At 67.4% G+C, this 22,966-nt stretch carries 25 protein-coding genes; 18 read left to right on the top strand and 7 right to left on the bottom strand.

Features of this window, described 5'->3' with window-relative positions:
* Positions 1-300: 300 nt before the first annotated feature.
* Entirely contained in the window at positions 301-1,125 is an 825-nt protein-coding gene (locus tag ABE571_RS09025; protein WP_346493582.1) for an META and DUF4377 domain-containing protein, read from the bottom strand.
* Between the two features lie 71 nt (positions 1,126-1,196).
* Positions 1,197-1,991: an undecaprenyl-diphosphate phosphatase gene (locus tag ABE571_RS09020; protein ID WP_313211218.1), complete on the bottom strand. Its 795-nt coding sequence runs from the start codon at positions 1,989-1,991 to the stop codon at positions 1,197-1,199.
* Positions 1,992-2,268: 277 nt separating this feature from the next.
* Here ABE571_RS09020 and glnA point away from each other — a divergent pair, with 277 nt between their 5' ends.
* The 12 genes from glnA to ABE571_RS08960 all read left to right on the top strand — a co-directional run bounded on the left by glnA (position 2,269) and on the right by ABE571_RS08960 (position 13,007).
* A complete protein-coding gene (gene glnA, locus ABE571_RS09015; RefSeq protein WP_121044004.1) occupies positions 2,269-3,678 on the top strand; it encodes a type I glutamate--ammonia ligase in 1,410 nt (469 codons plus the stop codon).
* A gap of 377 nt (positions 3,679-4,055) precedes the next feature.
* The gene (locus ABE571_RS09010; protein ID WP_019184907.1) at positions 4,056-4,394 is read left to right on the top strand and encodes a P-II family nitrogen regulator; all 339 of its coding nucleotides are present in this window, start codon (positions 4,056-4,058) and stop codon (positions 4,392-4,394) included.
* Positions 4,395-4,412: 18 nt separating this feature from the next.
* On the top strand, positions 4,413-5,846 hold the full coding sequence (amt, locus tag ABE571_RS09005) for an ammonium transporter (RefSeq protein ID WP_346493581.1): 1,434 nt from the start codon (positions 4,413-4,415) through the stop codon (positions 5,844-5,846).
* A 139-nt stretch (positions 5,847-5,985) separates the two neighbouring features.
* The gene (locus ABE571_RS09000; RefSeq protein ID WP_346493580.1) at positions 5,986-6,735 is read left to right on the top strand and encodes an N-acetylmuramoyl-L-alanine amidase; all 750 of its coding nucleotides are present in this window, start codon (positions 5,986-5,988) and stop codon (positions 6,733-6,735) included.
* On the top strand, positions 6,732-7,907 hold the full coding sequence (locus ABE571_RS08995; RefSeq protein WP_346493579.1) for an MltA domain-containing protein: 1,176 nt from the start codon (positions 6,732-6,734) through the stop codon (positions 7,905-7,907). Before ABE571_RS09000 ends, ABE571_RS08995 begins: the two co-directional genes overlap by 4 nt.
* Positions 7,908-7,912: 5 nt before the next feature.
* On the top strand, positions 7,913-8,206 hold the full coding sequence (locus ABE571_RS08990; RefSeq protein ID WP_284128552.1) for an immunity 53 family protein: 294 nt from the start codon (positions 7,913-7,915) through the stop codon (positions 8,204-8,206).
* Positions 8,207-8,234: 28 nt separating this feature from the next.
* Positions 8,235-8,585, top strand: coding sequence for a VOC family protein (locus tag ABE571_RS08985; RefSeq protein ID WP_346493578.1), 351 nt, complete (start codon positions 8,235-8,237; stop codon positions 8,583-8,585).
* An 82-nt stretch (positions 8,586-8,667) separates the two neighbouring features.
* A complete protein-coding gene (locus tag ABE571_RS08980) occupies positions 8,668-9,072 on the top strand; it encodes a hypothetical protein (protein ID WP_346482596.1) in 405 nt (134 codons plus the stop codon).
* A gap of 83 nt (positions 9,073-9,155) precedes the next feature.
* Positions 9,156-10,214 carry an ATP-binding protein gene (locus ABE571_RS08975; RefSeq protein ID WP_313211225.1) on the top strand — a complete coding sequence of 353 codons (1,059 nt, stop codon included), beginning with the start codon at positions 9,156-9,158 and terminating at the stop codon, positions 10,212-10,214.
* Positions 10,207-11,658: a nitrogen regulation protein NR(I) gene (gene ntrC, locus ABE571_RS08970; RefSeq protein ID WP_346465363.1), complete on the top strand. Its 1,452-nt coding sequence runs from the start codon at positions 10,207-10,209 to the stop codon at positions 11,656-11,658. Before ABE571_RS08975 ends, ntrC begins: the two co-directional genes overlap by 8 nt.
* Positions 11,659-11,751: 93 nt before the next feature.
* Complete coding sequence (locus tag ABE571_RS08965) at positions 11,752-12,318, top strand: superoxide dismutase family protein (RefSeq protein ID WP_346493577.1); 567 nt, start codon at positions 11,752-11,754, stop codon at positions 12,316-12,318.
* Between the two features lie 53 nt (positions 12,319-12,371).
* Entirely contained in the window at positions 12,372-13,007 is a 636-nt protein-coding gene (locus tag ABE571_RS08960) for a superoxide dismutase family protein (RefSeq protein WP_102788809.1), read from the top strand.
* 134 nt (positions 13,008-13,141) lie between these two features.
* On the opposite strand, the gene ABE571_RS08955 is transcribed toward ABE571_RS08960, so the two are convergent.
* Positions 13,142-14,029, bottom strand: a complete 888-nt coding sequence (locus tag ABE571_RS08955) for a hypothetical protein (protein WP_070472014.1) — start codon at positions 14,027-14,029, stop codon at positions 13,142-13,144.
* Between the two features lie 92 nt (positions 14,030-14,121).
* Between ABE571_RS08955 and ABE571_RS08950 the strand changes: the two genes are divergently transcribed.
* A complete protein-coding gene (locus tag ABE571_RS08950) occupies positions 14,122-15,417 on the top strand; it encodes an acetyl-CoA C-acetyltransferase (protein ID WP_346493576.1) in 1,296 nt (431 codons plus the stop codon).
* A gap of 177 nt (positions 15,418-15,594) precedes the next feature.
* On the opposite strand, the gene ABE571_RS08945 is transcribed toward ABE571_RS08950, so the two are convergent.
* The 3 genes from ABE571_RS08945 to ABE571_RS08935 all read right to left on the bottom strand — a co-directional run bounded on the left by ABE571_RS08945 (position 15,595) and on the right by ABE571_RS08935 (position 18,826).
* On the bottom strand, positions 15,595-16,959 hold the full coding sequence (locus ABE571_RS08945; RefSeq protein WP_346493575.1) for a heme biosynthesis HemY N-terminal domain-containing protein: 1,365 nt from the start codon (positions 16,957-16,959) through the stop codon (positions 15,595-15,597).
* A 3-nt stretch (positions 16,960-16,962) separates the two neighbouring features.
* Entirely contained in the window at positions 16,963-17,940 is a 978-nt protein-coding gene (locus tag ABE571_RS08940) for a hypothetical protein (RefSeq protein WP_346493574.1), read from the bottom strand.
* Between the two features lie 109 nt (positions 17,941-18,049).
* Complete coding sequence (locus tag ABE571_RS08935; RefSeq protein ID WP_346462732.1) at positions 18,050-18,826, bottom strand: uroporphyrinogen-III synthase; 777 nt, start codon at positions 18,824-18,826, stop codon at positions 18,050-18,052.
* A 43-nt stretch (positions 18,827-18,869) separates the two neighbouring features.
* Between ABE571_RS08935 and ABE571_RS08930 the strand changes: the two genes are divergently transcribed.
* The 5 genes from ABE571_RS08930 to ABE571_RS08910 all read left to right on the top strand — a co-directional run bounded on the left by ABE571_RS08930 (position 18,870) and on the right by ABE571_RS08910 (position 21,985).
* The gene (locus ABE571_RS08930; protein ID WP_026070058.1) at positions 18,870-19,340 is read left to right on the top strand and encodes a YiiD C-terminal domain-containing protein; all 471 of its coding nucleotides are present in this window, start codon (positions 18,870-18,872) and stop codon (positions 19,338-19,340) included.
* A gap of 30 nt (positions 19,341-19,370) precedes the next feature.
* Positions 19,371-19,805 (top strand): hypothetical protein, encoded by a 435-nt coding sequence (locus tag ABE571_RS08925; RefSeq protein ID WP_121044462.1) that lies wholly within the window; start codon positions 19,371-19,373, stop codon positions 19,803-19,805.
* A 78-nt stretch (positions 19,806-19,883) separates the two neighbouring features.
* Entirely contained in the window at positions 19,884-20,321 is a 438-nt protein-coding gene (locus tag ABE571_RS08920; protein WP_121044459.1) for a rhodanese-like domain-containing protein, read from the top strand.
* 105 nt (positions 20,322-20,426) lie between these two features.
* The gene (gene secB, locus ABE571_RS08915; protein ID WP_019184891.1) at positions 20,427-20,942 is read left to right on the top strand and encodes a protein-export chaperone SecB; all 516 of its coding nucleotides are present in this window, start codon (positions 20,427-20,429) and stop codon (positions 20,940-20,942) included.
* A 17-nt stretch (positions 20,943-20,959) separates the two neighbouring features.
* Positions 20,960-21,985 carry an NAD(P)H-dependent glycerol-3-phosphate dehydrogenase gene (locus ABE571_RS08910; protein WP_121044455.1) on the top strand — a complete coding sequence of 342 codons (1,026 nt, stop codon included), beginning with the start codon at positions 20,960-20,962 and terminating at the stop codon, positions 21,983-21,985.
* Between the two features lie 342 nt (positions 21,986-22,327).
* Here the strand turns inward: ABE571_RS08910 and ABE571_RS08905 are convergent, their stop codons facing one another.
* A complete protein-coding gene (locus ABE571_RS08905; protein WP_346493573.1) occupies positions 22,328-22,900 on the bottom strand; it encodes an Ax21 family protein in 573 nt (190 codons plus the stop codon).
* Positions 22,901-22,966 lie beyond the last annotated feature (66 nt).

The raw sequence follows: 22,966 nt of genomic DNA, 5'->3' as shown, positions 1-22,966 counted from the left end.
TCGGCGCCACATCCGGTAGGTACCGACCGTTGGTCGGCGCCACATCCGGTAGGTACCGACCGTTGGTCGTCACCACATCCGGTAGGTACCGACCGTTGGTCGGTACTGCGCTGTCGGGAGCCGGCCAGCGGCCGGCACTACAGTCGGGAGCCGGCCAGCGGCCGGCACTACAGTCGGGAGCCGGCCAGCGGCCGGCACTACAGTCGGGAGCCGGCCAGCGGCCGGCACTACAGTTGGGAGCCGGCCAGCGGCCGGCACTACGGGATGAAGAAGGGCGGCCGGTGGCCGCCCTTCTGCGTCTTACTTCGTCTCGTTCGCGGACTCGACCACCATGTCCAGCACATAGGCGTTGGACGAGGCATCGGCCGGCGGGTTGGCGATCGTGTAGCGCTTCACGCGCACCACGTTGCGCACGCCGTCTTCGTGGGTGTAGCCCTCGATGACGTCGTAGAAGTTCTGCCACTCGCCCGGCTCGCCCTGCTTGATGCCGTTGGCGTCATAGCGGATCTCGCGGGTCTGCAGGCACTGCTTGTCGCGGATCATCGGGTGTGGGCACGGCTTGGTCTGCGCGGCCACTTCCAGGAACACCGTTTCGCCTTCGCCGCCGTAGCGGGTTTCAGCGGTCGGTTCCGGGGTGAACACCAGCACATCCCCGTTGGCGGTACGCAGGGTCAGCTGGCCGGCATCGCCCAGTTCGGTCTTGAGCGCGCCTTCCAGGCGGCTGCCGACGGCCTGGTCCAGCGCCATCAGGTTCTTGTCCGTGCAGGCCATCATGGTCGAGGCCATCGGCGAGATGGTCAGCGAACCATCGGCCAGCGTGTAGCCGCCGCCCATGCGGTTGCAGGTGTTGCTGATCGCGATGCGGTCATCCCTGAAGTCCAGCGTGACCGGCTTGTCGGCGCGGGCGAACAGCGCATCGATGCGCTTGCCGCCGGCGTCGGTGGCCGAATCCAGGCGCCAATGGCTGCCCTGCAGGCGCTGCACGTCCAGACGGGCCACGGCGGCCTGGTCGGCGGCGGCGGTCGGTGCCGGGGCGAGGTCATCGCGGCCGGCCGGGGCGGTGGAGGGGTTGCTGCAGGCGGCCATGAGGGCCAGCGGCAGGATCAGCATCAGGGTGCGTTTCATGTACATCTCCTTGGGAACCTGGGGAAAAACGCCGGCGCAGCCACAACGGGGTGACGTCGGCGCCGGGCTGTTCAGTTGCCAGCCGGCAACCAGAGCAGCAATGCCGCGCCCAGTGCGATGCGGTAAACCGCGAACGCCGTGAACTTGTGCGACTTGATGTAGCCCAGCAACCACTTCACTACGATGAAGCCGGTGACGACCGCGGCAAGGAAGGCCACGCCCACATCGGTCCAGTTCTCGCTGGCAAGCTTGCCGTCCTTGGCCAGTTCCAGGAAGGCATAGCCGCTGGCGGCGAACATGGTCGGGATGCCGACCAGGAACACGAACTCGGTGGCTTTCGCGCGGCGACTCAGGCCGAACAGCATCGCGATGAAGATCGCCGCCGCCGAACGCGAGGTGCCCGGGAACACACCCGCCACCACCTGCGCCACACCGACCAGGATGGCGACTTTCCAGGTCACCTCATCGCGCTCGGGCAGGCGCGCGGTGTAGGCCTCCACCAAGATCATCCACAGGCCACCGATGATCAGCGCCCAGGCCACCGGCGTGACCGTCTCCGGCAGCTCCCAGCCGGCCAGGCGGACCGGCAGGCCAACCACGGCGGTGACCAGGAAGGCGGTCCCGAGCTTGAGCACGTAATCCCGGTTGGCGCGCTCATGCAGGCCGGTCGCCAGGGACCACAGCCGCTGCCGGAACACCAGCGTGATCGCCAGGATCGCGCCGGCCTGGATGATGATGTTGAAGAAATCCGAGCGTGCCCCCAGCCAGTGCTGGGCGATCAGCAGGTGGCCGGTGCTGGAGATCGGCAGGAATTCGGTGAGGCCTTCAAGAATGCCCAGAAGGAGGGCGGAGAACAGGTCGGACATCGGCGGTACTGGAGCTCGCGGAAGGGAGGAATCGGGCAGCGGCGACAGCGGGACGCTGTGGCCAACGTCGCCTGTCGACGGCCCGTGGGCGTAAAGCATAGAGCATCGCGCATCGCACCAAAGGTGTGCGTGGTGCAGCGTTTGCACTGCTTTGGTGCGTCCGCCCACGCGGCGCGCGGCGCGCCATGCCAGTGAAATCAAGGATTTGTGAACGCTGAAAAGTTGGCACGGGGTTTGCTGTATCTACCTACGCAATCACCCATCTGAGGTTTCACCGATGTCCGTGGAAAATGTTGAGAAGCTGATCAAGGACAACCAGATCGAGTTCATCGACCTGCGTTTCGTCGATATGCGTGGTATCGAGCAGCACGTCACCTTCCCGGTCAGCATCGTGGAGCCGTCGCTGTTTGAAGAAGGCAAGATGTTCGATGGCAGCTCGATCGCCGGCTGGAAGGGCATCAACGAATCGGACATGGTCCTGCTGCCGGATCCGTCCAGTGCCTACATCGACCCGTTCTACGCCGACCCGACCCTGGTCATCAGCTGCGACATCCTCGATCCGGCCACCATGCAGCCGTACGGCCGCTGCCCGCGCGGCATCGCCAAGCGCGCCGAGGCCTACCTGAAGTCCTCCGGCATCGCCGAGCAGGCCTTCTTCGGTCCGGAGCCGGAGTTCTTCATCTTCGACTCGGTCCGCTTCGCCAACGACATGGGCCACACCTTCTTCAAGATCGATTCCGAAGAAGCGGCCTGGAGCACCGGTGACAAGTACGACGGCGCCAACAGCGGCTACCGTCCCGCCGTGAAGGGCGGCTACTTCCCGGTCCCGCCGACCGATTCGCTGCACGACCTGCGTGCGGAAATGTGCAAGACGCTGGAACAGGTCGGCATCGAAGTGGAAGTGCAGCATCACGAAGTGGCCACCGCCGGCCAGTGCGAAATCGGCACCAAGTTCAGCACCCTGGTGCAGAAGGCCGACGAACTGCTGCGCATGAAGCACGTCATCAAGAACGTCGCCCACCGCAACGGCAAGACCGCCACCTTCATGCCCAAGCCGCTGGTCGGCGACAACGGCAGCGGCATGCACGTGCACCAGTCGCTCTCCAAGGGCGGCACCAACCTGTTTTCCGGTGACGGCTACGGCGGCCTGAGCCAGCTGGCGCTGTGGTACATCGGCGGCATCTTCAAGCACGCCAAGGCGATCAACGCCTTCGCCAACTCCGGCACCAACAGCTACAAGCGCCTGGTGCCGGGCTTCGAAGCCCCGGTGATGCTGGCCTATTCGGCCCGCAACCGCTCCGCCTCGTGCCGCATTCCGTGGGTGTCCAACCCGAAGGCGCGCCGCATCGAAATGCGCTTCCCCGATCCGATCCAGTCCGGCTACCTGACCTTCACCGTGCTGATGATGGCCGGCCTGGACGGCATCAAGAACCAGATCGACCCGGGCGCACCGAGCGACAAGGATCTGTACGACCTGCCGCCGGAAGAAGAGAAGCTGATCCCGCAGGTCTGCTCCTCGCTGGACCAGGCCCTGGAAGCGCTGGACAAGGACCGCGAGTTCCTCAAGGCCGGTGGCGTGATGAGCGACGACTTCATCGACGGCTACATCGCACTGAAGATGCAGGAAGTCACCAAGTTCCGCGCGGCGACCCATCCGCTCGAGTACCAGATGTACTACGCGAACTGAGCAACAGGTGACGATGACGAAGGATATCCCTCCCACCCTTCGTCATCGTCGCCGCCTTTCCGGCTGGGGAGCCGGCAAGGTACGTCGTACAGCGGACCGTTGGTCCGCTACGAAAGGGTAGAGCGGACCGTTGGTCCGCTATGAAAGGGTAGAGCGGACCGTTGGTCCGCTTCACCACCAGGGGCAAGAGAGACCGGACGCGTGTCATGGGCCCTTCCTCCCTCCCGCGTCACCGCTGGCGTCGCCCTTCGGGCGTCGGCAACGGCGTGGCCCATGCAACGTTCGGCGCAACGACCGGCGGCCATGTGCAAGTGGCCGCCGGTTGACCTGACATCGGTCCCACGTGGGCCGGTTCCATCCACCATCGGGATATGCGCATGAAATTGATCTCCGCCATCATCCGGCCGTTCAAGCTCGACGAGGTCCGCGAGGCCCTCTCCGACGCTGGCGTGTCGGGCATCACCGTGACCGAAGTCAAAGGCTTCGGGCGCCAGAAGGGCCACACCGAGTTGTATCGCGGCGCGGAGTACGTCGTGGATTTCCTGCCGAAGATCAAGATCGAGACCGTCGTGACCGACGATCGCCTGGAGGCCGTCGTCGAGGCCATCCAGACCGCGGCCGGCACCGGCAAGATCGGCGACGGCAAGATCTTTGTCACCGCGGTCGAACAGGTCGTCCGCATCCGCACCGGCGAAATCGGCGCTGACGCGCTCTAACCCCACTCGGAGCCCACAATGAAGACCTCTTTGTTCACCGGGTGGCAAGCCCGGTTCCATGCCGTGTGCCTGATGATGTTGCTCAGCGCGCTGGCCGTTGGTGCTTTCTCCAGCAGTGCGCATGCCCAGGCCCAGGTCACCCCCGTGCCGTCGGAAACGGTCGCGGTCGAGCCGCTGCCGGCCACGCCGGAGGCCACGGCTGCCCCGGTCGCCGAAGCCGCCGCTGCACCCACCTTCGACCACGGCGACGTGGCCTGGATGCTCACCTCCACCCTGCTGGTGCTGTTGATGGTGGTGCCGGGTCTGGCGCTGTTCTATGGCGGCCTGGTGCGCTCCAAGAACGTGCTCTCCATCCTCAGCCAGATCCTGGTGGTGTTCTCGCTGGTGCTGATGCTGTGGGTGGCCTATGGCTACAGCGCGGTGTTCAGCGAAGGCAACGCGTTCTTCGGCTCGTTCACCCAGTTCGCCTTCCTCAAGGGCTTCGGGCCGGATACCGTCGGCAACACGCCGATCGCCGGCCTGCCGGACTATCTGTTCGTCGCCTTCCAGTCCACCTTCGCCGGCATCACCACCGCACTGATCGTCGGTGCGTTCGCCGAGCGCATCAAGTTCAAGGCCGTGCTGCTGTTCTCGGCCCTGTGGTTCACCCTGAGCTACATCCCGATGGCGCACATCGTGTGGGGCGGCGGCTATCTCGGTGAGATGGGCGCGATCGACTTCGCCGGTGGCACCGTGGTCCACATCAATGCCGGCGTGGCCGGCCTGGTGGGCGCGTACTTCGTCGGCAAGCGCATCGGCTACGGCCAGACCGCACTGAAGCCGCACAACGTGCCGTTCACCTATATCGGCGCGATGCTGCTGTGGGTGGGCTGGTTCGGCTTCAACGCCGGCTCGGCCGCCGCCGCCGACACCGTCGCCTCGCTGGCCTTCATCAACACCATCCTCGCCACCGCCGCCGCGGTGCTGGGCTGGACCCTGGTCGAAGCGGTCAGCAAGGGCAAGCCGTCCGCGCTGGGCGCTGCTTCCGGCGCCGTGGCCGGCCTGGTCGGCATCACCCCGGCCTGCGGCACCGTGGGCCCGCTGGGCGCGATCGTGATCGGCCTGGTCGCCGGCGTGGTCTGCGTCTGGGGCGTCACCGGCCTCAAGCGCCTGCTCAAGGTCGATGACACCGCCGACGTCTTCGGTGTGCACGGCATCGGCGGCATCGTCGGTGCGCTGCTCACCGGTGTGTTCAGCGCCGAATCGCTGGGCGGCACCAAGGCCGACCTGGACATCGGCCACCAGGTCTGGGTGCAGCTGGTCAGCGTCGGCTTCACCATCGTCTGGTGCGCCGTGGCCACCGTGCTGATCCTGCTGGTGGTGCGCATGGTGTTCGGCCTGCGCGTCACCGAAGAAGCAGAGCGCACCGGCCTGGATGTCACCTCGCACGGCGAGTCGGCCTACGAGGCCTGATCCGCGCGCGCTACCGCATTAGAAACGAGAGAGATGTTCTACCTTTGCCGGCGGCCTTCGGGTCGCCGGTTTTTTGTGGGCGCCTGCTGGGCATTACCGTGCTTTGGCAGCTGATCGTGCAATCACGCACAATGCAGGCATGCACGTGACCCGTACTTCCCTCGCACTGCTCGCCCTTCTGCTGCTCGCCGCCTGCGCCAGCACCGAGGTCCGCAGCCCGCTCGCCACCTGGGTGCCGTCGCCGAACCACAACGCGCGCGCGCCGGTGGTGATCGTGTTGCACCACACCGATCAGCATTCCGTGCAGCAGAGCCTGGACACGCTGCGCAGCGCCAACAGCGGCGGCAAGGTCAGTTCGCACTATCTGGTCGGGGCCGATGGCCACCTCTACCAACTGGTTGGCGATGACCGCCGCGCCTGGCATGCCGGTCCCGGTCGCTGGGGGACGATCACCGATCTCAACTCGGCCTCGATCGGCATCGAGATCGACAACGATGGCGACACGCCGTTCGCACCGGCACAGATCGCGGCCTTGATCCGCCTGCTGGATGACCTGTGCACGCGCCTGCGCATTCCGCCCAGCCAGATCATCGCGCATGCCGATCTGGCGCCCTCGCGCAAGCAGGATCCCAGCCGTTTCTTCCCGTGGCAGCAACTGGCCGAAGCCGGTTTCGGCGTATGGCCGCGCGCGACTGATGGCCCGGCACCGATGGGCTTCGATCCCTGGATGGCCCTGCAGACCTTTGGTTACCCGATGGACGATCGCGCTGCCGCTGTCGGTGCCTTCCACCGCCGCTTCCGCGGCCGCGATGATCTCCCCGCCGATCTCGATGTCGAAGACGCCCGCATCCTGCACTCGCTGGTGCTGCAACAGGAACGCCGCCCATGAAGTTCACGCCCGTCCTGTCCACACTCAAGCACGCCGCGCTGATGGGCGTCGGGTTGGCGCTGTTGAGCGCGTGCGCGGTCGCGCCGCAGCGCCCGGCATCACCAGCGCCAGCGCCAACCAGCACCTATGCGAAGGCAAACTGGAACGCATTGCCCGCCGTCGCAGACAACGACCTGCAAGCTGGCTTCGTGGCCTGGCGCAGTGCCTGCCCGCGCCTGAAGACGGAGGCGAACTGGGCACCCACCTGCGCCGCGGCCGCCAACGTTGCCGCCACGCCGGCCGCCATCCGCCAGTTCCTGCAGGCGAATCTGGATGTCTACGCATTGCGTGCCGCCAACAACCGGGCCGATGGCCTGATCACCGGCTATTACGAGCCCATCTATGCCGGCAGCCTCACGCGTACCGCCAAGGCAGCGGTGCCGGTGTACGGCGTGCCCGAGGACATGGTCAGCGTCCAGCTCGACAGCCTCTACCCCGAACTCAAGGGCAAGCGCCTGCGCGGCCGTGTCGAAGGGCGCGTGCTCAAGCCGTATGAAGATGCCGCGCGGATCGCCGCGAACGGCGTCAAAGCACCGGTGCTGGCCTGGCTGACCAGCCCGATGGACCTGCAGTTCCTGCAGATCCAGGGATCGGGCCGCGTCCAGCTGGCCGATGGTCGTCAGCTGCGGATTGCCTACGCCGACCAGAACGGCCATCCCTATCGCCCGATCGGCCGCTGGCTGGTGGAGCAGGGCGAGCTGAAACAGGCCGACGTGAGCATGGCCGCCATCCGCGCCTGGGCCGATGCCCATCCCACGCGCGTGCCCGAGCTGCTGGCCAGCAACCCCAGCTATGTATTCTTCACCCGCGGCCCGGACAGCGATGAAGGGCCGCGCGGCTCGTTGAACGTGCCGCTCACCGCCGGCTACAGCGTCGCGGTGGACCGCAACGTCGTGCCACTGGGCAGCCTGCTGTGGCTGTCCACCACGCGCCCGGACGGCACCGCCCTGGTGCGCCCGGTCGCCGCGCAGGACACCGGCGGTGCCATCACCGGCGAAGTGCGCGCGGACCTGTTCTGGGGCACTGGCGATGCGGCTGGCGAGCTGGCCGGGCACATGAAGCAGAAGGGTACGATCTGGATGCTGTGGCCGAAGGGTGTGGCGTTGCCGAAGGCGCCTGACAAGAGCGAGTGACACCGATGGATGAACTGCAGCGACTCCAGCACTGGTATCGAAGGCAGTGCAACGAGGACTGGGAGCATACGTTCGGGGTCACTATCGACACCCTTGATAACCCCGGCTGGCACGTCTGCATTGATCTCATCGAGACGGAGCTTGAGCAAAAGCCCTTTGCATCAATCAGCCGCGGGGATTCGGAAGATGATGCTGACTGGATCATCTGCACGGTTGAGAAGTCGCAGTTTGTGGCGAGCGGTGGTGCCGGGAACTTGACTGAGTTGCTTGGTGTATTTCTCAGTTGGGCTGAGGCTTAGCACTAGCGATCAATTGCCGGGAGGACTCATGAAAGTCAAACGCATCATCGCCAACATCGCCGCGTCCGACCCCGCCGCCGCGGACAGTTTCTATCGGGACATCCTCGGCCTGGAACTGGTCATGGATCACGGCTGGATCCGCACGTACGCCGGGTCAGCCGACATGAACGTCCAGGTGAGTGTCGCGGCCGAGGGCGGATCCGGTACCGAGGTTCCCGATCTTTCCATCGAGGTGGACAACGTGGACGAAGCGCTCCGACGGGTCCAGGCGGCGAACTTGCCCATCGCGTATGGCCCAGCCAACGAACCATGGGGCGTCCGCAGATTCCATGTCCGGGATCCGTTGGGCCAGCTGGTAAATATCCTGGAGCATGTCTAGGTACAGACTGACCATGCACACAACTTCTCTAGATGTCGCAGACGACGCAACGGCCTGCGCTTTCTTCCGGATTGGACTGGTCTTGGGCGTGCTGGATGAGGAGGCCAGCCGGGAATGGGCGTACGCCCGGATCGAAGCACGCGATACGCCGGCCATCGAGATCATCGAAATCGCCACCGCGTATGACCGCAATGCAGCTCTGGATGCGCTGCAAGCCGTTACGGCCCATGCCGATTGGCCAGCCGCCGGCCGCTGGCTGCTGGAGGACTTGCTGGCGCAGTTCCAGTCCGGTCAGCGCTCGGCGTTGGACACGTGCCGGACTGCCATGCAGGTGGCGCGTGCGACGCAGCTTCCGGAGGATGTCTACTATGCGTTCGATGGTCTCGAAGACGAGTTGGTGCTTTTGGCCAATGGGATCTACGGAACAGTTGCCGGGCTCGAGGCGGACTTGGTAGACGCACTGAAGCAGCACTCCGGCACCGTTTGATTTGACCTGAATCTCTCGGCGATCTACTCCGTCCACAGTCCTCCTACGCTCAACCCACCTTCGTTTTGCACTACATTGGTGCAATGACCACCACGCTCCCGCCTCCCGCCCTCGACGCCCTCGGCACTCCGGTCGCCTGGGCCGACGCCAGCGGCCGTGTGGTGGGCTGCAATCCGGCCTTCGCCCGCTGGCTGGGCGTGAGCGTGCGCCGCCTGCTGGGCCAGCCGCTGGCTTCGCTGGAGGCCCAGGGCGACGCCTTGGCCCACTTCCTGGCCCGCGATGAGCGCGACACCCTGCGCCTGCACCGGCTGGCCCTGGCGCTGCCGGGCGATGCGCCGCGCTTTGCCGAGGGGTGGCTCAGCCGCTGGGACGAGGGCGGCTGGCTGCTGGAGGCGCATCCGGTCGATGAATTCCCGGGGTTGGACCCCACCCAGGCGCTGCCCAGCGCGCTCAGTGCCGCGCTCAAGGGCCTGGCGCATGAGCTGCGCAACCCGCTGGCGGGATTGAAGGGCGCGGCCCAGCTGCTGGCACGCCGCAACGCGCAACGCGATCCGGACGAGCGTGAACTGATCGAGCTGATCGGCTCGGAGATCGAACGCCTGAACGGCCTGCTCGAGCAACTGCTGTCACCCGCGCCGGCCGCGCCGCATGCACCGCTCAACATTCATGCCTCGCTGGAACGCGTCCTGCGCCTGGCCGAGAGCGAGGGTGGCTGGGCGGTCCGGATCCAGCGCGATTACGACCCCAGCATTCCCGAATTCGATGGCGATGCGGACCGCCTCACCCAGGCCGTGTGGAACCTGGTCCGCAATGCGATCCAGGCCGGTGCGGGCACCGTGACGCTGCGCACGCGCGTGGAGCACGGCGTGCGCATCACCGATCAACTGCATCCGCTGGCGCTGCGGCTGGAAATCGCCGATGACGGCCGTGGCGTGCCCGAAGACCTGGCCGAGCATCTGTTCCTGCCGCTGGTCAGCGGCCGCGCCGAAGGCACCGGGCTGGGCCTGGCGTTGGCGCAGCAGGTCGCGCGCGAGCATCGCGGCACCCTGACCTACCGCTCGCGCCCGGGCCATACCGTTTTCACCGTGCTGCTGCCGATCGGGCAGGGCACCCCCGCCGAGGACACTGCCGCCCATGGCTGACCAGGTCGACACCACCGCCCAGCGCGTCTGGGTGGTCGACGATGACCGCGCGGTGCGCTTCGTGCTGTGCACCGCGCTGCGCGAGGCTGGCTACCGTGTCGAAGGGTTCGACGGTGCGGCTGCCGCGCTGGCGATGCTCGCCGAGCAGGCGCCGCCGGATCTGCTGTTCACCGATGTCCGCATGCCCGGCGATGATGGGCTGGTGTTGCTCGACAAGCTCAAGGCAGCGCATCCGCAGCTGCCGGTGATCGTGATGTCGGCCTATACCGATGTGGCCAGCACCGCAGGTGCCTTCCGCGGCGGTGCACAGGAGTTCCTGTCCAAGCCATTCGATCTGGACGATGCGGTCGCCCTGGCGCAGCGCGTCCTGCCGGCCCCGGATGTCACCTTGGCCGAGCCGAGCGAGACCGCCAGCACGACACCGCCCGATCAGCGTCCGCAGCTGGTCGGCGATACGCCGGCGATGCGCGCGTTGTTCCGCGCGATCGGCCGCTTGGCGCAGGCGCCGCTGTCGGTGTTGATCAATGGCGAAACCGGCACCGGCAAGGAGCTGGTCGCGCATGCGCTGCACCACGAGTCGCCGCGCGTGCAGGGGCCGTTCGTCGCCCTCAATACCGCGGCGATTCCGTCCGAACTGCTGGAGAGCGAGTTGTTCGGCCACGAGGCGGGTGCGTTCACCGGTGCACAGCGTCGCCATATCGGCCGCTTCGAGCAGGCCAATGGCGGCACCTTGTTCCTCGATGAAATCGGCGACATGCCGTTGCCGCTGCAGACGCGCCTGCTGCGCGTGCTGGCCGAGGGCGAGTTCTTCCGCGTCGGCGGGCGCGAGTTGATCCGGGTCGATGTGCGTGTGATCGCCGCGACCCATCAGGATCTGGAAACGCTGGTCGCGCAGGGGCGCTTCCGCGCCGATCTGCTGCACCGGCTGGATGTGGTGCGGTTGCGATTGCCACCGCTGCGTGAGCGTCGCGACGATGTCGCGCAACTGGCCGAGACCTTCCTGGCCGCGGCCGCGCGCAAACTGGATACGCCACCCAAGCGGCTGACCGCGGCGGCGCTGCAGGCGCTGCGCGAACACGATTGGCCCGGCAACGTGCGTGAGCTGGAGAACGTGTGCTGGCGCATGGCGGCGCTTGCCGCGGCCGACAGCATCGGCGTGGCCGATGTGGACAGCGCACTGCACCGCGGTGCCGGCGCACCGCGCTCGCGCAGTGCCGGCGATCCGGGGCAGTGGGAAACGTTGCTTTCGGCATGGGCGCGCCAGCGTCTGGCCGAAGGGGCTGAAGGTCTGCACGCGCAGGTGCGCGACCGGGTCGACCAGGCGCTGCTCGAAGCGGCCCTGCAGATCACCCATGGCCGCCGTGCCGAGGCCGCCGCGCGGCTGGGCATGGGCCGCAACACCCTCACCCGCAAGCTCGGCGCCGGCCGCCGTCGCGGCGGATGAACCGCATGTCCACACCGCGTGTGCGCGATGTCCGGGCCGCTTTCATGGCCCGTGGACGAGCACACGGTTAGTTTGCAACCAAGGAGTCTTCCCATGCGCAGTTCCCAAGTCGTCCTCGCTGCGGTGATCGCGGTCGGTCTGGCCGCCTGCGGCACCACACCGCCGCCGCGCCCCGTCGCCCCCGTCGTACCGGTGGTCAGCACCGCGCAGATGGCCGAATCCAATCTGTCGCCGGCCTCGGCCAGTCTGGTCAGTGGACGCCTGGCGCTGGTGCCGGACGCCCGTGGCGTGCACATCACCGGGGTCATCGGTGGCCTGCAGCCGCTGCAGGTAGCCGGGTTCCACGTGCATGAGCGCGGCGACTGCAGTGCGGTCGACGCGAGCAGCGCTGGCGCGCATTTCAATCCCGCCGGTCAGCCGCACGGCCGCAACAGTGCCGGTGCGCATCACGCCGGTGACATGGACAACCTGCGCGCCGATGCGCAGGGTCGCGTCAACGTCGACATCCGCCTGCCAGCGGTTACGCTTGGCGGCGGCGCAGCCTCCGATATCGCCGGGCGTGCACTGATCGTGCACGCCAACGCCGACGATTACCGCAGCCAGCCGGCCGGCAACGCCGGCGCCCGCATTGCCTGCGGCGTCATCCGGGTCGTGCGCTGATCGCGCCCTCCCACGACGTCGTTTCTTCCAACGCTACCCGCAAGGAGATCCACATGCGCCTGATCCACACCACGCTGTTCGCTGCCATCGCCGCGCTCGGCCTGACCGCCTGCAACAAGCCGGCCGACACTACCCCGGAAGCCACCCCGGCCGCCGAAGCCACTGCCGCCCAGCCGACCGCTGAAGCGACCCCCGAGGCACCGCCGGCGATGACCAGCGAAGCCCATGCCAACCACACCGCCAGTGCCGATCTCGCGGCCACCCAGGGCAATGACGTCAAAGGCACCGTGACCTTCAGCGTCGTTGACGGCAAGGTGCACGTGAAAGGCCAGGTCAGCGGCCTGAAGCCGAACAGCGAGCACGGCTTCCACATCCATGAGAAGGGCGACTGCAGCGCGCCGGACGGCGCCAGCGCTGGCGGCCACTTCAACCCGGGCCAGGAAGACCATGGCAGCGTGGCCAGCGAACCGCATCACGGCGGCGACATGCCCAACATCAAGGCCGACGCCCAGGGCAACGCCGTGGTCGACGCCCCGGTGTCGACCAACGTCAACATCGGCAAGGGGGATGGCTTTGACATCATCGGCCGCGGCCTGATCGTCCATGCCGACGCGGATGACTACAAGACCCAGCCGACCGGCAATGCCGGTGCGCGCCTGGCCTGTGCGGTGATCAAAGCGGCCCCGTAATCCGGGCCGTGTTTGACGAAAAACGCCGGCGAAAGCCGGCGTTTTTTTTGAACGTTGGTAGAGCCACGCCATGCGTGGCTGCAATGAGCGATATCGATTTTCCCGAGGGAGCCGGCCAGCGGCCGGCACTACCGTCAACGCGCCAGCAGCTCGCGCGCGTCCTGTCCGGCCTCGCAATGCACGAACAGCACCGGCAGGCCATGCGCTTCGAGCACGGCGGCCATCTGCCGCTGGCGGATCAGGTACTGGTCGTAGATGCCCTGCAGGCGATCGCAGTCGCCGGTGCCGTGGTTGTAGTACGCACACCAGCCGGCGGGATCGAACAGCGCCATACGCACTTCGCCATCAGCGTATCGAAGCAGCGGCTCCGGCGCGGCATCCAGCCACTCTTCCACGTGCGGTGCCATCAGCGCGGTTTCGATCAGCGGCCACAGAATCGCCAGGCCCTGGTTGTCGTACTGCATCGACATCATCGCGGCGAGATCATTCACCGTGAAATAGCGGGCATGCTCGATCTGCGCGCCGAAGGCGTTCTGCGCCTGCAGCGCGGTATCGGCCTGCGCCATGCCCTGGGCCAGCAGCACCTCTTCCAGTGCTTCGGCCACGGCCTGGGTCTGGACGACTTCGGTGCCGGTCAGCAGGAACGGGACGACCCGCAGGCCACCACCGGTCAGGCTGGCATCGGCCTGGAACGGCAACGGCACATCGCCGTCGGCGCCGGCACCAAAGGCCAGCACGCGCGGGCCCTGGTTGCGGCCCGGGGCGCGCATCTGCAGTTCTTCCAGGCGCCGGTGCACCGGCCAGCCCGGGCGCAGGATTTCCGCCGGATCGAAATGGGCGCCGGCGAACACGAAGTCCAGCCCGCTGACGCCGGGCACCAGCTTGGCCAGATCGCGGCCGACGCGCTCGGCCAGTTCACCAGCCTGTTCGGAGGACAGCGCGGCATGGCGCGGGGCGTCGCCGCCGGCCAGTTCCAATGCCAGTACGCCAATGGCATTCATGCCGTGGTCGGGTTTGCTCATGGTTTCACGGTTGGCCCATCACAGGGCGGCAGCTACACTTGGCCCCATTATGCCTGCTCCTTCGTGCAGGCCATGTTGCAGACACCCCTCCCATGCCAGGTATCTCCATGCCCAACGCCCGTCCCGTCGCCATCCTCGGCGGCGTCCGCATTCCGTTCTGTCGCCAGAACACGGCTTATTCGGACGTCGGCAACCTCGGTATGTCGGTGCGCACCCTCGGTGCGCTGGTCGAACGCTTCGGCCTGCACGGCCAGCAGCTCGGCGAAGTGGCGATGGGCGCGGTGATCAAGCATTCCAGCGACTGGAACCTGGGCCGCGAAGCCACGCTGTCCTCGGGCCTGTCTCCGCTGACGCCCGGCATCACCATGCAGCGCGCCTGCGGCACCTCGCTGGACACCATCATCGCGGTGGCCAACAAGATCGCGCTGGGCCAGATCGACTCGGGCATCGGCGGCGGCTCGGACACCACCTCCGACGTGCCGATCGTGTACGGCAAGAAGCTGCGTGCGCGCCTGCTGGCGGCCAACCGCGCCAAGAGCACCGGCGACAAGCTCAAGGCGCTGACCCGCGGCTTCAAGCTCAGCGAGCTCAAGCCCGAATTCCCCGGCGTGGCCGAGCCGCGTACCGGCAAGAGCATGGGCGACCACTGCGAAGACATGGCCAAGGAGTGGAACATCTCCCGCGACTCGCAGGACGAGTGGGCAGTGTCCTCGCACAAGAAGCTGGCCGCTGCCTATGAGCGCGGGTTCTTCACCGATCTGATCGCGCCGTTCCGCGGCGTGGAGCGCGACAACATCCTGCGCGCCGATACCTCGCTGGAAAAGCTGGCCACGCTGAAGCCGGCGTTCGACAAGGTCTCCGGCCGCGGCACGCTGACCGCCGCCAACTCCACCCCGCTCACCGACGGCGCCTCGTCGGTGCTGCTGGCCAGCGAGGAATGGGCGCGCGCGCGCGGCCACGAACCGCTGGCCTACCTGCGTGATTCGCAGGTGGCGGCCGTTGATTTCGTGCACGGCGAAGGCCTGTTGATGGCGCCGACCATCGCCGTGCCGGAGATGCTCAAGCGCAACGGCCTGACCCTGCAGGATTTCGACCTTTACGAAATCCACGAAGCGTTCGCCGCCCAGGTGCTGTGCACGCTGCGCGCGTGGGAAAGCGAAGACTACTGCCGCAACCGCCTCGGCCTGGATGCGCCGCTGGGCAAGATCGACCCGGCCAAGATCAATCCGCTGGGTTCCTCGCTGGCCACCGGCCACCCGTTCGCCGCCACCGGCGCCCGCGTGATCGCCACGGCGGCCAAGCAGCTGGCCGAACGCGGCGGTGGTCGCGCGCTGGTCTCGATCTGCACCGCCGGTGGCATGGGCGTGGTGGCGATCGTCGAGCGCTGATCGCCGGCTGCATTGAACGAAGAAGGCCGCCCCGGGGCGGCCTTCTTTTTTTGTATCTGGCGGAGATGTGCACCATTGGGCTCTGGTAGTGCCGGCCGCTGGCCGGCTCCTCCACACCGTCTCAGAGGCCCCGCATTGCCGGCCAGCGGCCGGCACTACCGGGTGCCGCGTCGCCCTTTACGGCAGGCGCGGATTGCCGAACTCGTCGCGTTCCACGTGCAGGCGATCTTCTTCGACGTGCACGCGCCCCTGTTCCACGTGCAGGCGATCCTGCACCGGGGCCGGTTCGCCCATCAGTGATTGCTCTTCGATGGTGGCGCGCTCGGGCACGATCGGATCCAGCGGAGGGGTGGCCGATGCACGGGCCAGCGCCACGCTGTCGTCGCCGCGCTGCTGGCGCAGGGCATTGGCGAAGCACTGCGAGGCCAGTGCGGTCTCGCCGCGATCCAGGAACACCTCGCCCAACGCTTCCCACGCGGCCGGGCCGGCGCCGGCGGCGATCGCGCGGTGCAGGTAATCCTCGGCCAGCGTGTGCTGGCGCTGACGGGCGGCAATGCGGCCCAGCGCCAGCAGCAGTGCGGGGCTGGAGGGCTGCGTGGTCAACCAGCGTTGCAGATTGGCTTGGCGCGTGGCCAGCTTTTCCACCGGCATCTGGCCGTAAAGCGTCACCACCGATTCGTCCCAGCGCGTGTCCAGTGCCTGTTCGAGGTTGAGCAGGGCCGGTTCGTCCCAGTCCAGTGCCACTGCGCGCAGCGCATAGGCGGAGACGACATCGGGATCGCTGCGCAGGGCCTTTGGCGTGGCTTCCCACTGTGCGGCCAGCGCGTTGACGTCACCGGCTTCCAGCAGCGACTGTGCGGCCAGGCGGACTTCCAGTTCGGCCACGGCTGCATCCGGCAGGACCTTCTGCTTGCGCAGTGCGCCCAGCTGGCCATAGGCCTCATGCGCGCGATCGGCACGTGCCAGCGCTTCGGTGCGCAGCCACAGGCCACGCGGCGGCAGCGGCTGGATCGCGGCAACGTCCAGCACGTTGATCGCATCGACCGGGCGTTCCTGCACCAGCAGGCGCTCGGCCAGCAGCAGGGCATGGCTGGTGGCATCTTCGGTGGCCAGGCGCTGCAGGTACTGATTGACCGCAGCGTCGTCATCGCGCGCCTGCGCACTGCGCACTGCGGTCACCATGGCGACAGCGCTCACTTCCTTGTCTTCAGCCGCATTGGTCAGCAGTTTTTCCGCACGCTGCCAGTGGCCGTGTTCATGCGCCTGCAGGCCTTCGGTCAGGCGCGCGCGGCCCTGCTTGCGGCGGTAGCGGCCCCAGGCGCGGAACGGCGAGGCCAGCAGACTCCACAACAGCCACAGCACCAGCAGCCCGACCAGCACCATCAGGGCAACCTGGGGCACGGTGGAGCGGTAGTCGGTGCCGCCGTAGCGGTAGATCACTTCGCCGAACTGGCGCAGCTGTTCGGTGCCGAGCCACTGTGAGGCGATCACGCCCAAGGCCACGGCCAGGAGCAGGACCACCAGAGATTGAAAGGGCTTCATCGATTATCTCCCGTTACGCATCGAGCGCAGTTGCTGCAGGGTGCTGCCCAGTTCGGGCAGCGATGGACGCAGCTCGCAGGCGCGTAGTTGCTGCAGTTCAGCACGTTGCTCGCGCAGAGCAGGTGAATCCGGCCACAGCCGCGGCAGCCACAGGGCAACGCGGTCCAGCGCCTGGAGATAGCCCGGCTGATCGCCGCGCTCCACCGCTGCCCGCGCCAAGGTCAGTTCCAGCTGCAGCGAATCCCACGCGGCCACGCGGTCGGCTTCGGTCAGCGGGCCCTGCAGGCGGGTGGGGGTGATGGTCACGAACGGCGCCAGCACCTGGTGCCACCAGGGCGTGGCGCCAGCGGTATCGGCGGGGGCGTCGATCTGTTCGGGCAGGGTGGTCAGGGCCTGGGCGAACCGGGCCAACCGTGCCTGGGTCTGCGCGCGCACCCCGGGGCCGAGCGCGTCCACCGCATTGCGCTCCTGCATCAATGCCTGCCGCAGGTTCAGATACTCGTTCCCCTGCACATCGTCCAGCGAGGCGGCCGCCAACGCGTACAGGCGCTTGGCGCCTTCTGCGTCATCGGCATAGGCCAGCCGCTGGCCGGCCTGGCTCAACAACAGTTCGGCTTCTTCCAGCTGCAGTGCCTGCGCGCCGTGGCGGGTGCTGTCGGCCAGCTTGGCCAGGTTCTCTTCAAGCAGCGCATTGCGCTGGCTCAGGCCGAGCATTTCATCGCGCAGCACGCGGTTGGTGGCGGCGGCGTCCTGCACGCGCTGGGAGGTCGAACGCTGGTCGCGGCGCAGTGCTTCCACGCTGTCCAGCAGGCCCTGCACCTGCAGCTGGTCGTTCTCTTGCCGCAGTCGTTCCTGCGCCTGTCGCGATTGCCACTGCGTCCAGCCCCAGGCGCCGCCGCCGGCCAACACGACAAGCGCCGTGATCGGCACGATCCAGCGCAGGGGGCGGCTCGGAGAGGGGGGCGAAACAGGGTCATTCATACGGGCATCCTTGTCGCGCGCGCCGGGCAATCCGCTTGGCTGGCGAGCGACGTGGCACACAGCATCGCCCGCCGCCCAAGGCCCCTGCAAGACCGCCCCGGCTCCCTGTTCAGGAAGATGCGGGCGGGATGAGCGCGGCGTGTGCAGCCGCAACCAACTGTGCCGGCATCGGCCCGGCGGCGACCCGCACCTGCCCGAAGCCTGCGGCGCGCGCCTGTGCGGCCAGCCGCTCGCTGGCGGCCACCACGGTGGCCGCGCGCAGCGGTGCCTGCAGATCGTCGGGCAACTGCGCCAGCAACAGCGCCAGGGCCTCGCCGCTGCTCAGCGCCAGCACCCAGGGCATGGCCGCACGGCGCAGGCGCTGCAGGGCGCGCGGGGCCAGCGGCAGCGGCTGGCGCGCATAGACGTTGGCGCGCAGCAGTTGGGCACCACGTTGCTCAAGGGTCTGCGCGATCACCCCGCGGCCGCCGGGGGCGGTGACCAGGCCCGCGCGCAGGCCGCGCAGGTCAGCCAATGCCGGCAACGCAAGCAGGCCCTCGCTGTCCATCCGTGCCGGTGCGGCGATGTCCTGCGCGCCCTGGCGGTGCAGCGCCGCCGCCGTGCCGGCGCCCACGGCAAGCCACTGCCCCGGGTGGGGTGCGGCCAGATCCACCAGGCGCGCGGCGGCCTGCACCGCGGCGGGACTGCTGAAGACCACCCGCTCGGCCGCCAGCGCGGCGGTGAGGTCGGCGTGGGTGGCAGTATCGCGCTGGGCCTGCAGCGCCCACGGCGACAGCGCGATGAGGTGGGCACCCGCCGCCTTCGCCGCACGCCGCAGTGGCGCATGCTGGCCGCGCGGGCGCAGCGAGATCAGGGTCCAGGGCGCGACTTTCGTTTCGGTGTTCATTGCGGGCATTATGCGAGCCCTTCGATGTGACGTGATCAGCCAGATGTCCGCAACCGATTCCCTGCCGGCGCAGTTGTCCGCGCTGCAGCATGTCCTGGATGCCATGCCGCCGGTGGCGGCCATGCAGATCCGGGTCCACGACTACCGCGATGGCGTCCTGCACATCCACGCTCCGCTGGCGGCCAACGTCAACGACAAGGGCAATGCCTTCGGTGGCAGCCTGGCCTCGGCCCTGACCCTGTCCGGGTGGGCGCTGGTGACCCTGCGCCTGCGCCTGGCCGGGTTCGATGCGGATGTCTACGTCGCCGACAGCCATATCCGCTACCTCGCCCCGGTCTATGGCGATCTGCACGCACAGGCCCAGGCCGATGCGGAAACCGACTGGGACAGCTTCCTGGCCACCTTCGCCCAGCGCGGCAAGGCCCGCATCAGCCTCACCGCCCGCCAGCCGGGCGAGGGCGACAAGGCCGCGGCGGAACTGAGCGGCCGTTTCGTGGCCTTCGCCAGGCGGTAGGATGGGCGCCTTGCCTATTGGGGAATTCGCATGCGCCGTACGCTTCAGATCCTGCTGATCGCCTTGTTCGCGCTGACCAGCGTGAGCGCACTGGCTGCCGAGCAGAAGACCACCAGGAAGCAGCGCAAGGAACTGGAGGAGACCCAGGTCAAGTACGACGCCACGATGCGCTGGGGCACCGTCGAGGACGCGCTGCCGTACCTGGATCCCGACTATGCCCGTGCCCACCCGATGACCGACCTGGAACTGCGCCGCTTCGAGCAGGTGAAGATCTCCAGCTATCGCGCCGGCGACAACGTGCCGCTGCCCGATGGCCGGGTCGGGCGCAACGCCGAGGTGCGGGTGATCAACAACAACACCCAGTCCGAGCGGACGGTACGGGTCCGGGAGATCTGGCGCTGGGACGCCGAGGGCAAGCGCTGGCTCCAGGCCAACGGCCTGCCGGACCTCTGGCAGGAACGCTGACCCCCGCCCGCACGGGGCTGGACGCCGATTCGCCCGCATGTGCGACAATCGGCGCCCGCTTATCGACCCGTGATCTTAGTGAATTACGAAGAGTTGCTGGCCTTTGCCGGCCGAAACCCGATGTTGTCGATGGCCCTGGTCGGCCTGACCGTGGCCATCATCGTGACCGAAGTCCGCCGCCTGTTCCGCGGCTTCAAGTCGCTCAAGCCGGCGGAACTGACCCAGCTGATGAATGCCGGTGGCGCCATCGTGGTCGATCTGTCTTCGAGCAGCGATTTCGAGAAGGGCCATATCGCGGGCAGCCGCAACGTGCAGCCGGCGCAGTTCGGTCCGGAGCACAAGCTGGTCGCCAAGGCCCAGCAGAGCCCGGTGGTGCTGGTGTGCCGCAGTGGCAATGCCTCCGAGACGGCCGCCAAGGCGCTCAAGAAGGCCGGTTTCACCCAGGTCAACGTGCTCGACGGTGGCATCCCGGCGTGGCAGCAGGCCGAGTTGCCGCTGGTCAAGGGCCGCAACTGATCCCCATCGGATTGCAGCGCACGCCTTGTACGCGGCGCACAGCGCCCCCATCGCAGGGCATGTAACAATCCGTTTTTACAGCATTCATTTTTGGAGCAACAGGAAATGTCCGAAGAGAACACCAACGGCGCTGTCGCGCCGGTCGACGCCGCAACCGGTCCCTCGTTCACCGTCGAGAAGATCTACGTCAAGGACGTTTCGTTCGAATCGCCGAACGCTCCGGCCGTCTTCAATGACGCCGTGCAGCCGGAACTGCAGCTCAACCTGAACCAGCGCGTGCAGCGCCTGGGCGAGAGCGCCTTCGAAGTCGTGCTGGCCGTGACCCTGACCTGCAAGGCCGGCGAGAAGACCGCCTACGTGGCCGAAGTGCAGCAGGCCGGCGTGTTCGGCCTGGTCGGCCTGGACCCGCAGTCGATCGACGTGCTGCTCGGCACCCAGTGCCCGAACATCCTGTTCCCGTACGTGCGTTCGCTGGTGAGCGAGCTGATCCAGGCCGGCGGCTTCCCGCCGTTCTTCCTGCAGCCGATCAACTTCGAAGGCCTGTACGCCGAAACCCTGCGCCAGCGCCAGGAACAGGGCGAAACCTCGCTCGCCGATTCCGAGCCGGCCGGCAACGCCTGATCGGCGCTGCAGTACGGATGAGCAACCACGCAGACAAAATCGCGGTTCTCGGCGCCGGCTCCTGGGGTACTGCCCTGGCGAGCCTGCTCGCGCGGCACGGTCATCCGACCGTGCTGTGGGGGCGCGATGCGGCGATGGTCGAGGCCATCGACCAGCGCCACGAGAACACCCGTTATCTGCCGGGCATTCCGCTGCCCGAGTCGCTGCGCGCGACCACCGATCTGGCCGCTGCCGTCAAGGACGCTGCCTGGATCCTGGTGGTGGTGCCCTCGCACGCCTTCGGTGAAACCGTGCGTGCGCTGGCACCGTTGCGGCCGGCCGATGCCGGCGTGGCCTGGGCGACGAAGGGCTTCGAGCCCGGCTCCGGTCGGTTCCTGCACGAAGTGGCACGTGAGGTCCTCGGGCCGGACGTGCCGCTGGCGGTGGTGACCGGTCCGTCGTTCGCCAAGGAGGTCACCCAGGGTCTGCCGACCGCGATCACCGTGCACGGTGACGCGCCGGACTTCGCCCAGCAGGTGGCCGATGCCATGCACGGTCCGGCGTTCCGCGCCTACACCGGCGATGACATGGTCGGTGCCGAGCTCGGCGGTGCGATGAAGAACGTGCTGGCCGTGGCCACCGGCGTCGCCGATGGCATGCAGCTGGGCCTCAACGCCCGTGCCGGCCTGATCACCCGTGGCCTCAACGAAATGCTGCGGCTGGCCGCGGCGATCGGTGCCAAGCCGGAGACCCTGATGGGGTTGGCCGGGCTGGGCGATCTGGTGCTGACCTGCACCGGCGATCTGTCACGCAACCGTCGCCTGGGCCTGGCCTTGGGCCGTGGCCAGACGTTGACCGATGCGGTCCGTGAGATCGGCCAGGTGGTCGAGTCGGTGCAGACCGCTGATGAGGTGATGCGCCAGGCGCGCCGTCACGGCATCGACCTGCCCATCTCCGACCGCGTGCGCGCGGTGCTGCACGGTGAGCAGACGCCGGAAGAAGGATTGCGTGCGCTGTTGGCACGCGAGCAGAAGCCGGAGTATCCGGACACGCTGTTCAAGTGAGGCACGAAAAACCCCGGCAGACGCCGGGGTTTTTTTTGGGTTCTTCTTCCATCCGCGTTGCAGGCATGAAGCGCGCTCTGAGTCCCTTCAGGCGCGACGGCGGATGGGTCGGGCGCTGGGCCACGCCAGAACGAAACAACCCGGCACGTGGCCGGGTTGTTTCGTGGCGTACCGACGAGGGTGTCGCCATGCCAACCGCAAAAAAACCGCGACGGCCGTGCAGGTAGAGCCGACCGTTGGTCGGCTGCTGTAAAAGTGAAGCCCGGCGTGAGCCGGGCTTCATGGCGCAGGGGAGAGAGACCGCGCCATCCAACAACGTACCGCGGTGTTGCGTATCGCGTATTACCAGGTGAAGCGCGGACCGACGAACCATTCCTTGTCGCCGCCCTTGGCCAGCTTCACTTCGCCGGCCAGGCCCCAGTTCTGGTTGAGCTTGGCCTGGGCGCCGACGCGGCCGTAGAACTCGCCGTCCGGGTTGATGCCGTGCTTCTTGCTGTAATCCTCGTAACCGGCCATCACGTAGCCTTCGAAGTTCGGGGTGAACGCGCTGCGCACGCCGACTTCGGTCGAGTAGCCGTTGAAGTCCAGGCCGTGCTTCGGATCGAACTTCTGGTAGGCAACGCGGGCGACCAGATCGGTGGTCGGGGCGATGCCGTAGTTGTAGCCGACACCGACCTTCCACTGGTCCACATCGTTGCTGCCGCGCTTGGTTTCCTGCGCGTTGTAGTCACCGAAGATGTGGAAGTTCGGCGCCACGGCGACCGAGCCCTTCACCGCCCAACCATCAGCGCCGCCGCCCTTGGCATCGGTGTTCACGTAGCCGCCTTCAACATAGTTGTACGACAGACCGTCGGTTGCCGACGCAGCGAACGGCAGTGCAGCCAGCAGACCCAGAGCAAGCAGGGAAGTCTTCATTTTCGGGGACACCTTTGTATTTTTTGGTTTTGTCCGCCAGCAGAGGGGAGGGGAAATCGCTGCTGG

It is taken from the genome of Stenotrophomonas sp. TWI273 (assembly GCF_039674765.1).
Lineage (GTDB): Bacteria > Pseudomonadota > Gammaproteobacteria > Xanthomonadales > Xanthomonadaceae > Stenotrophomonas.
This window is presented reverse-complemented; position numbering and strand designations above follow the sequence as displayed.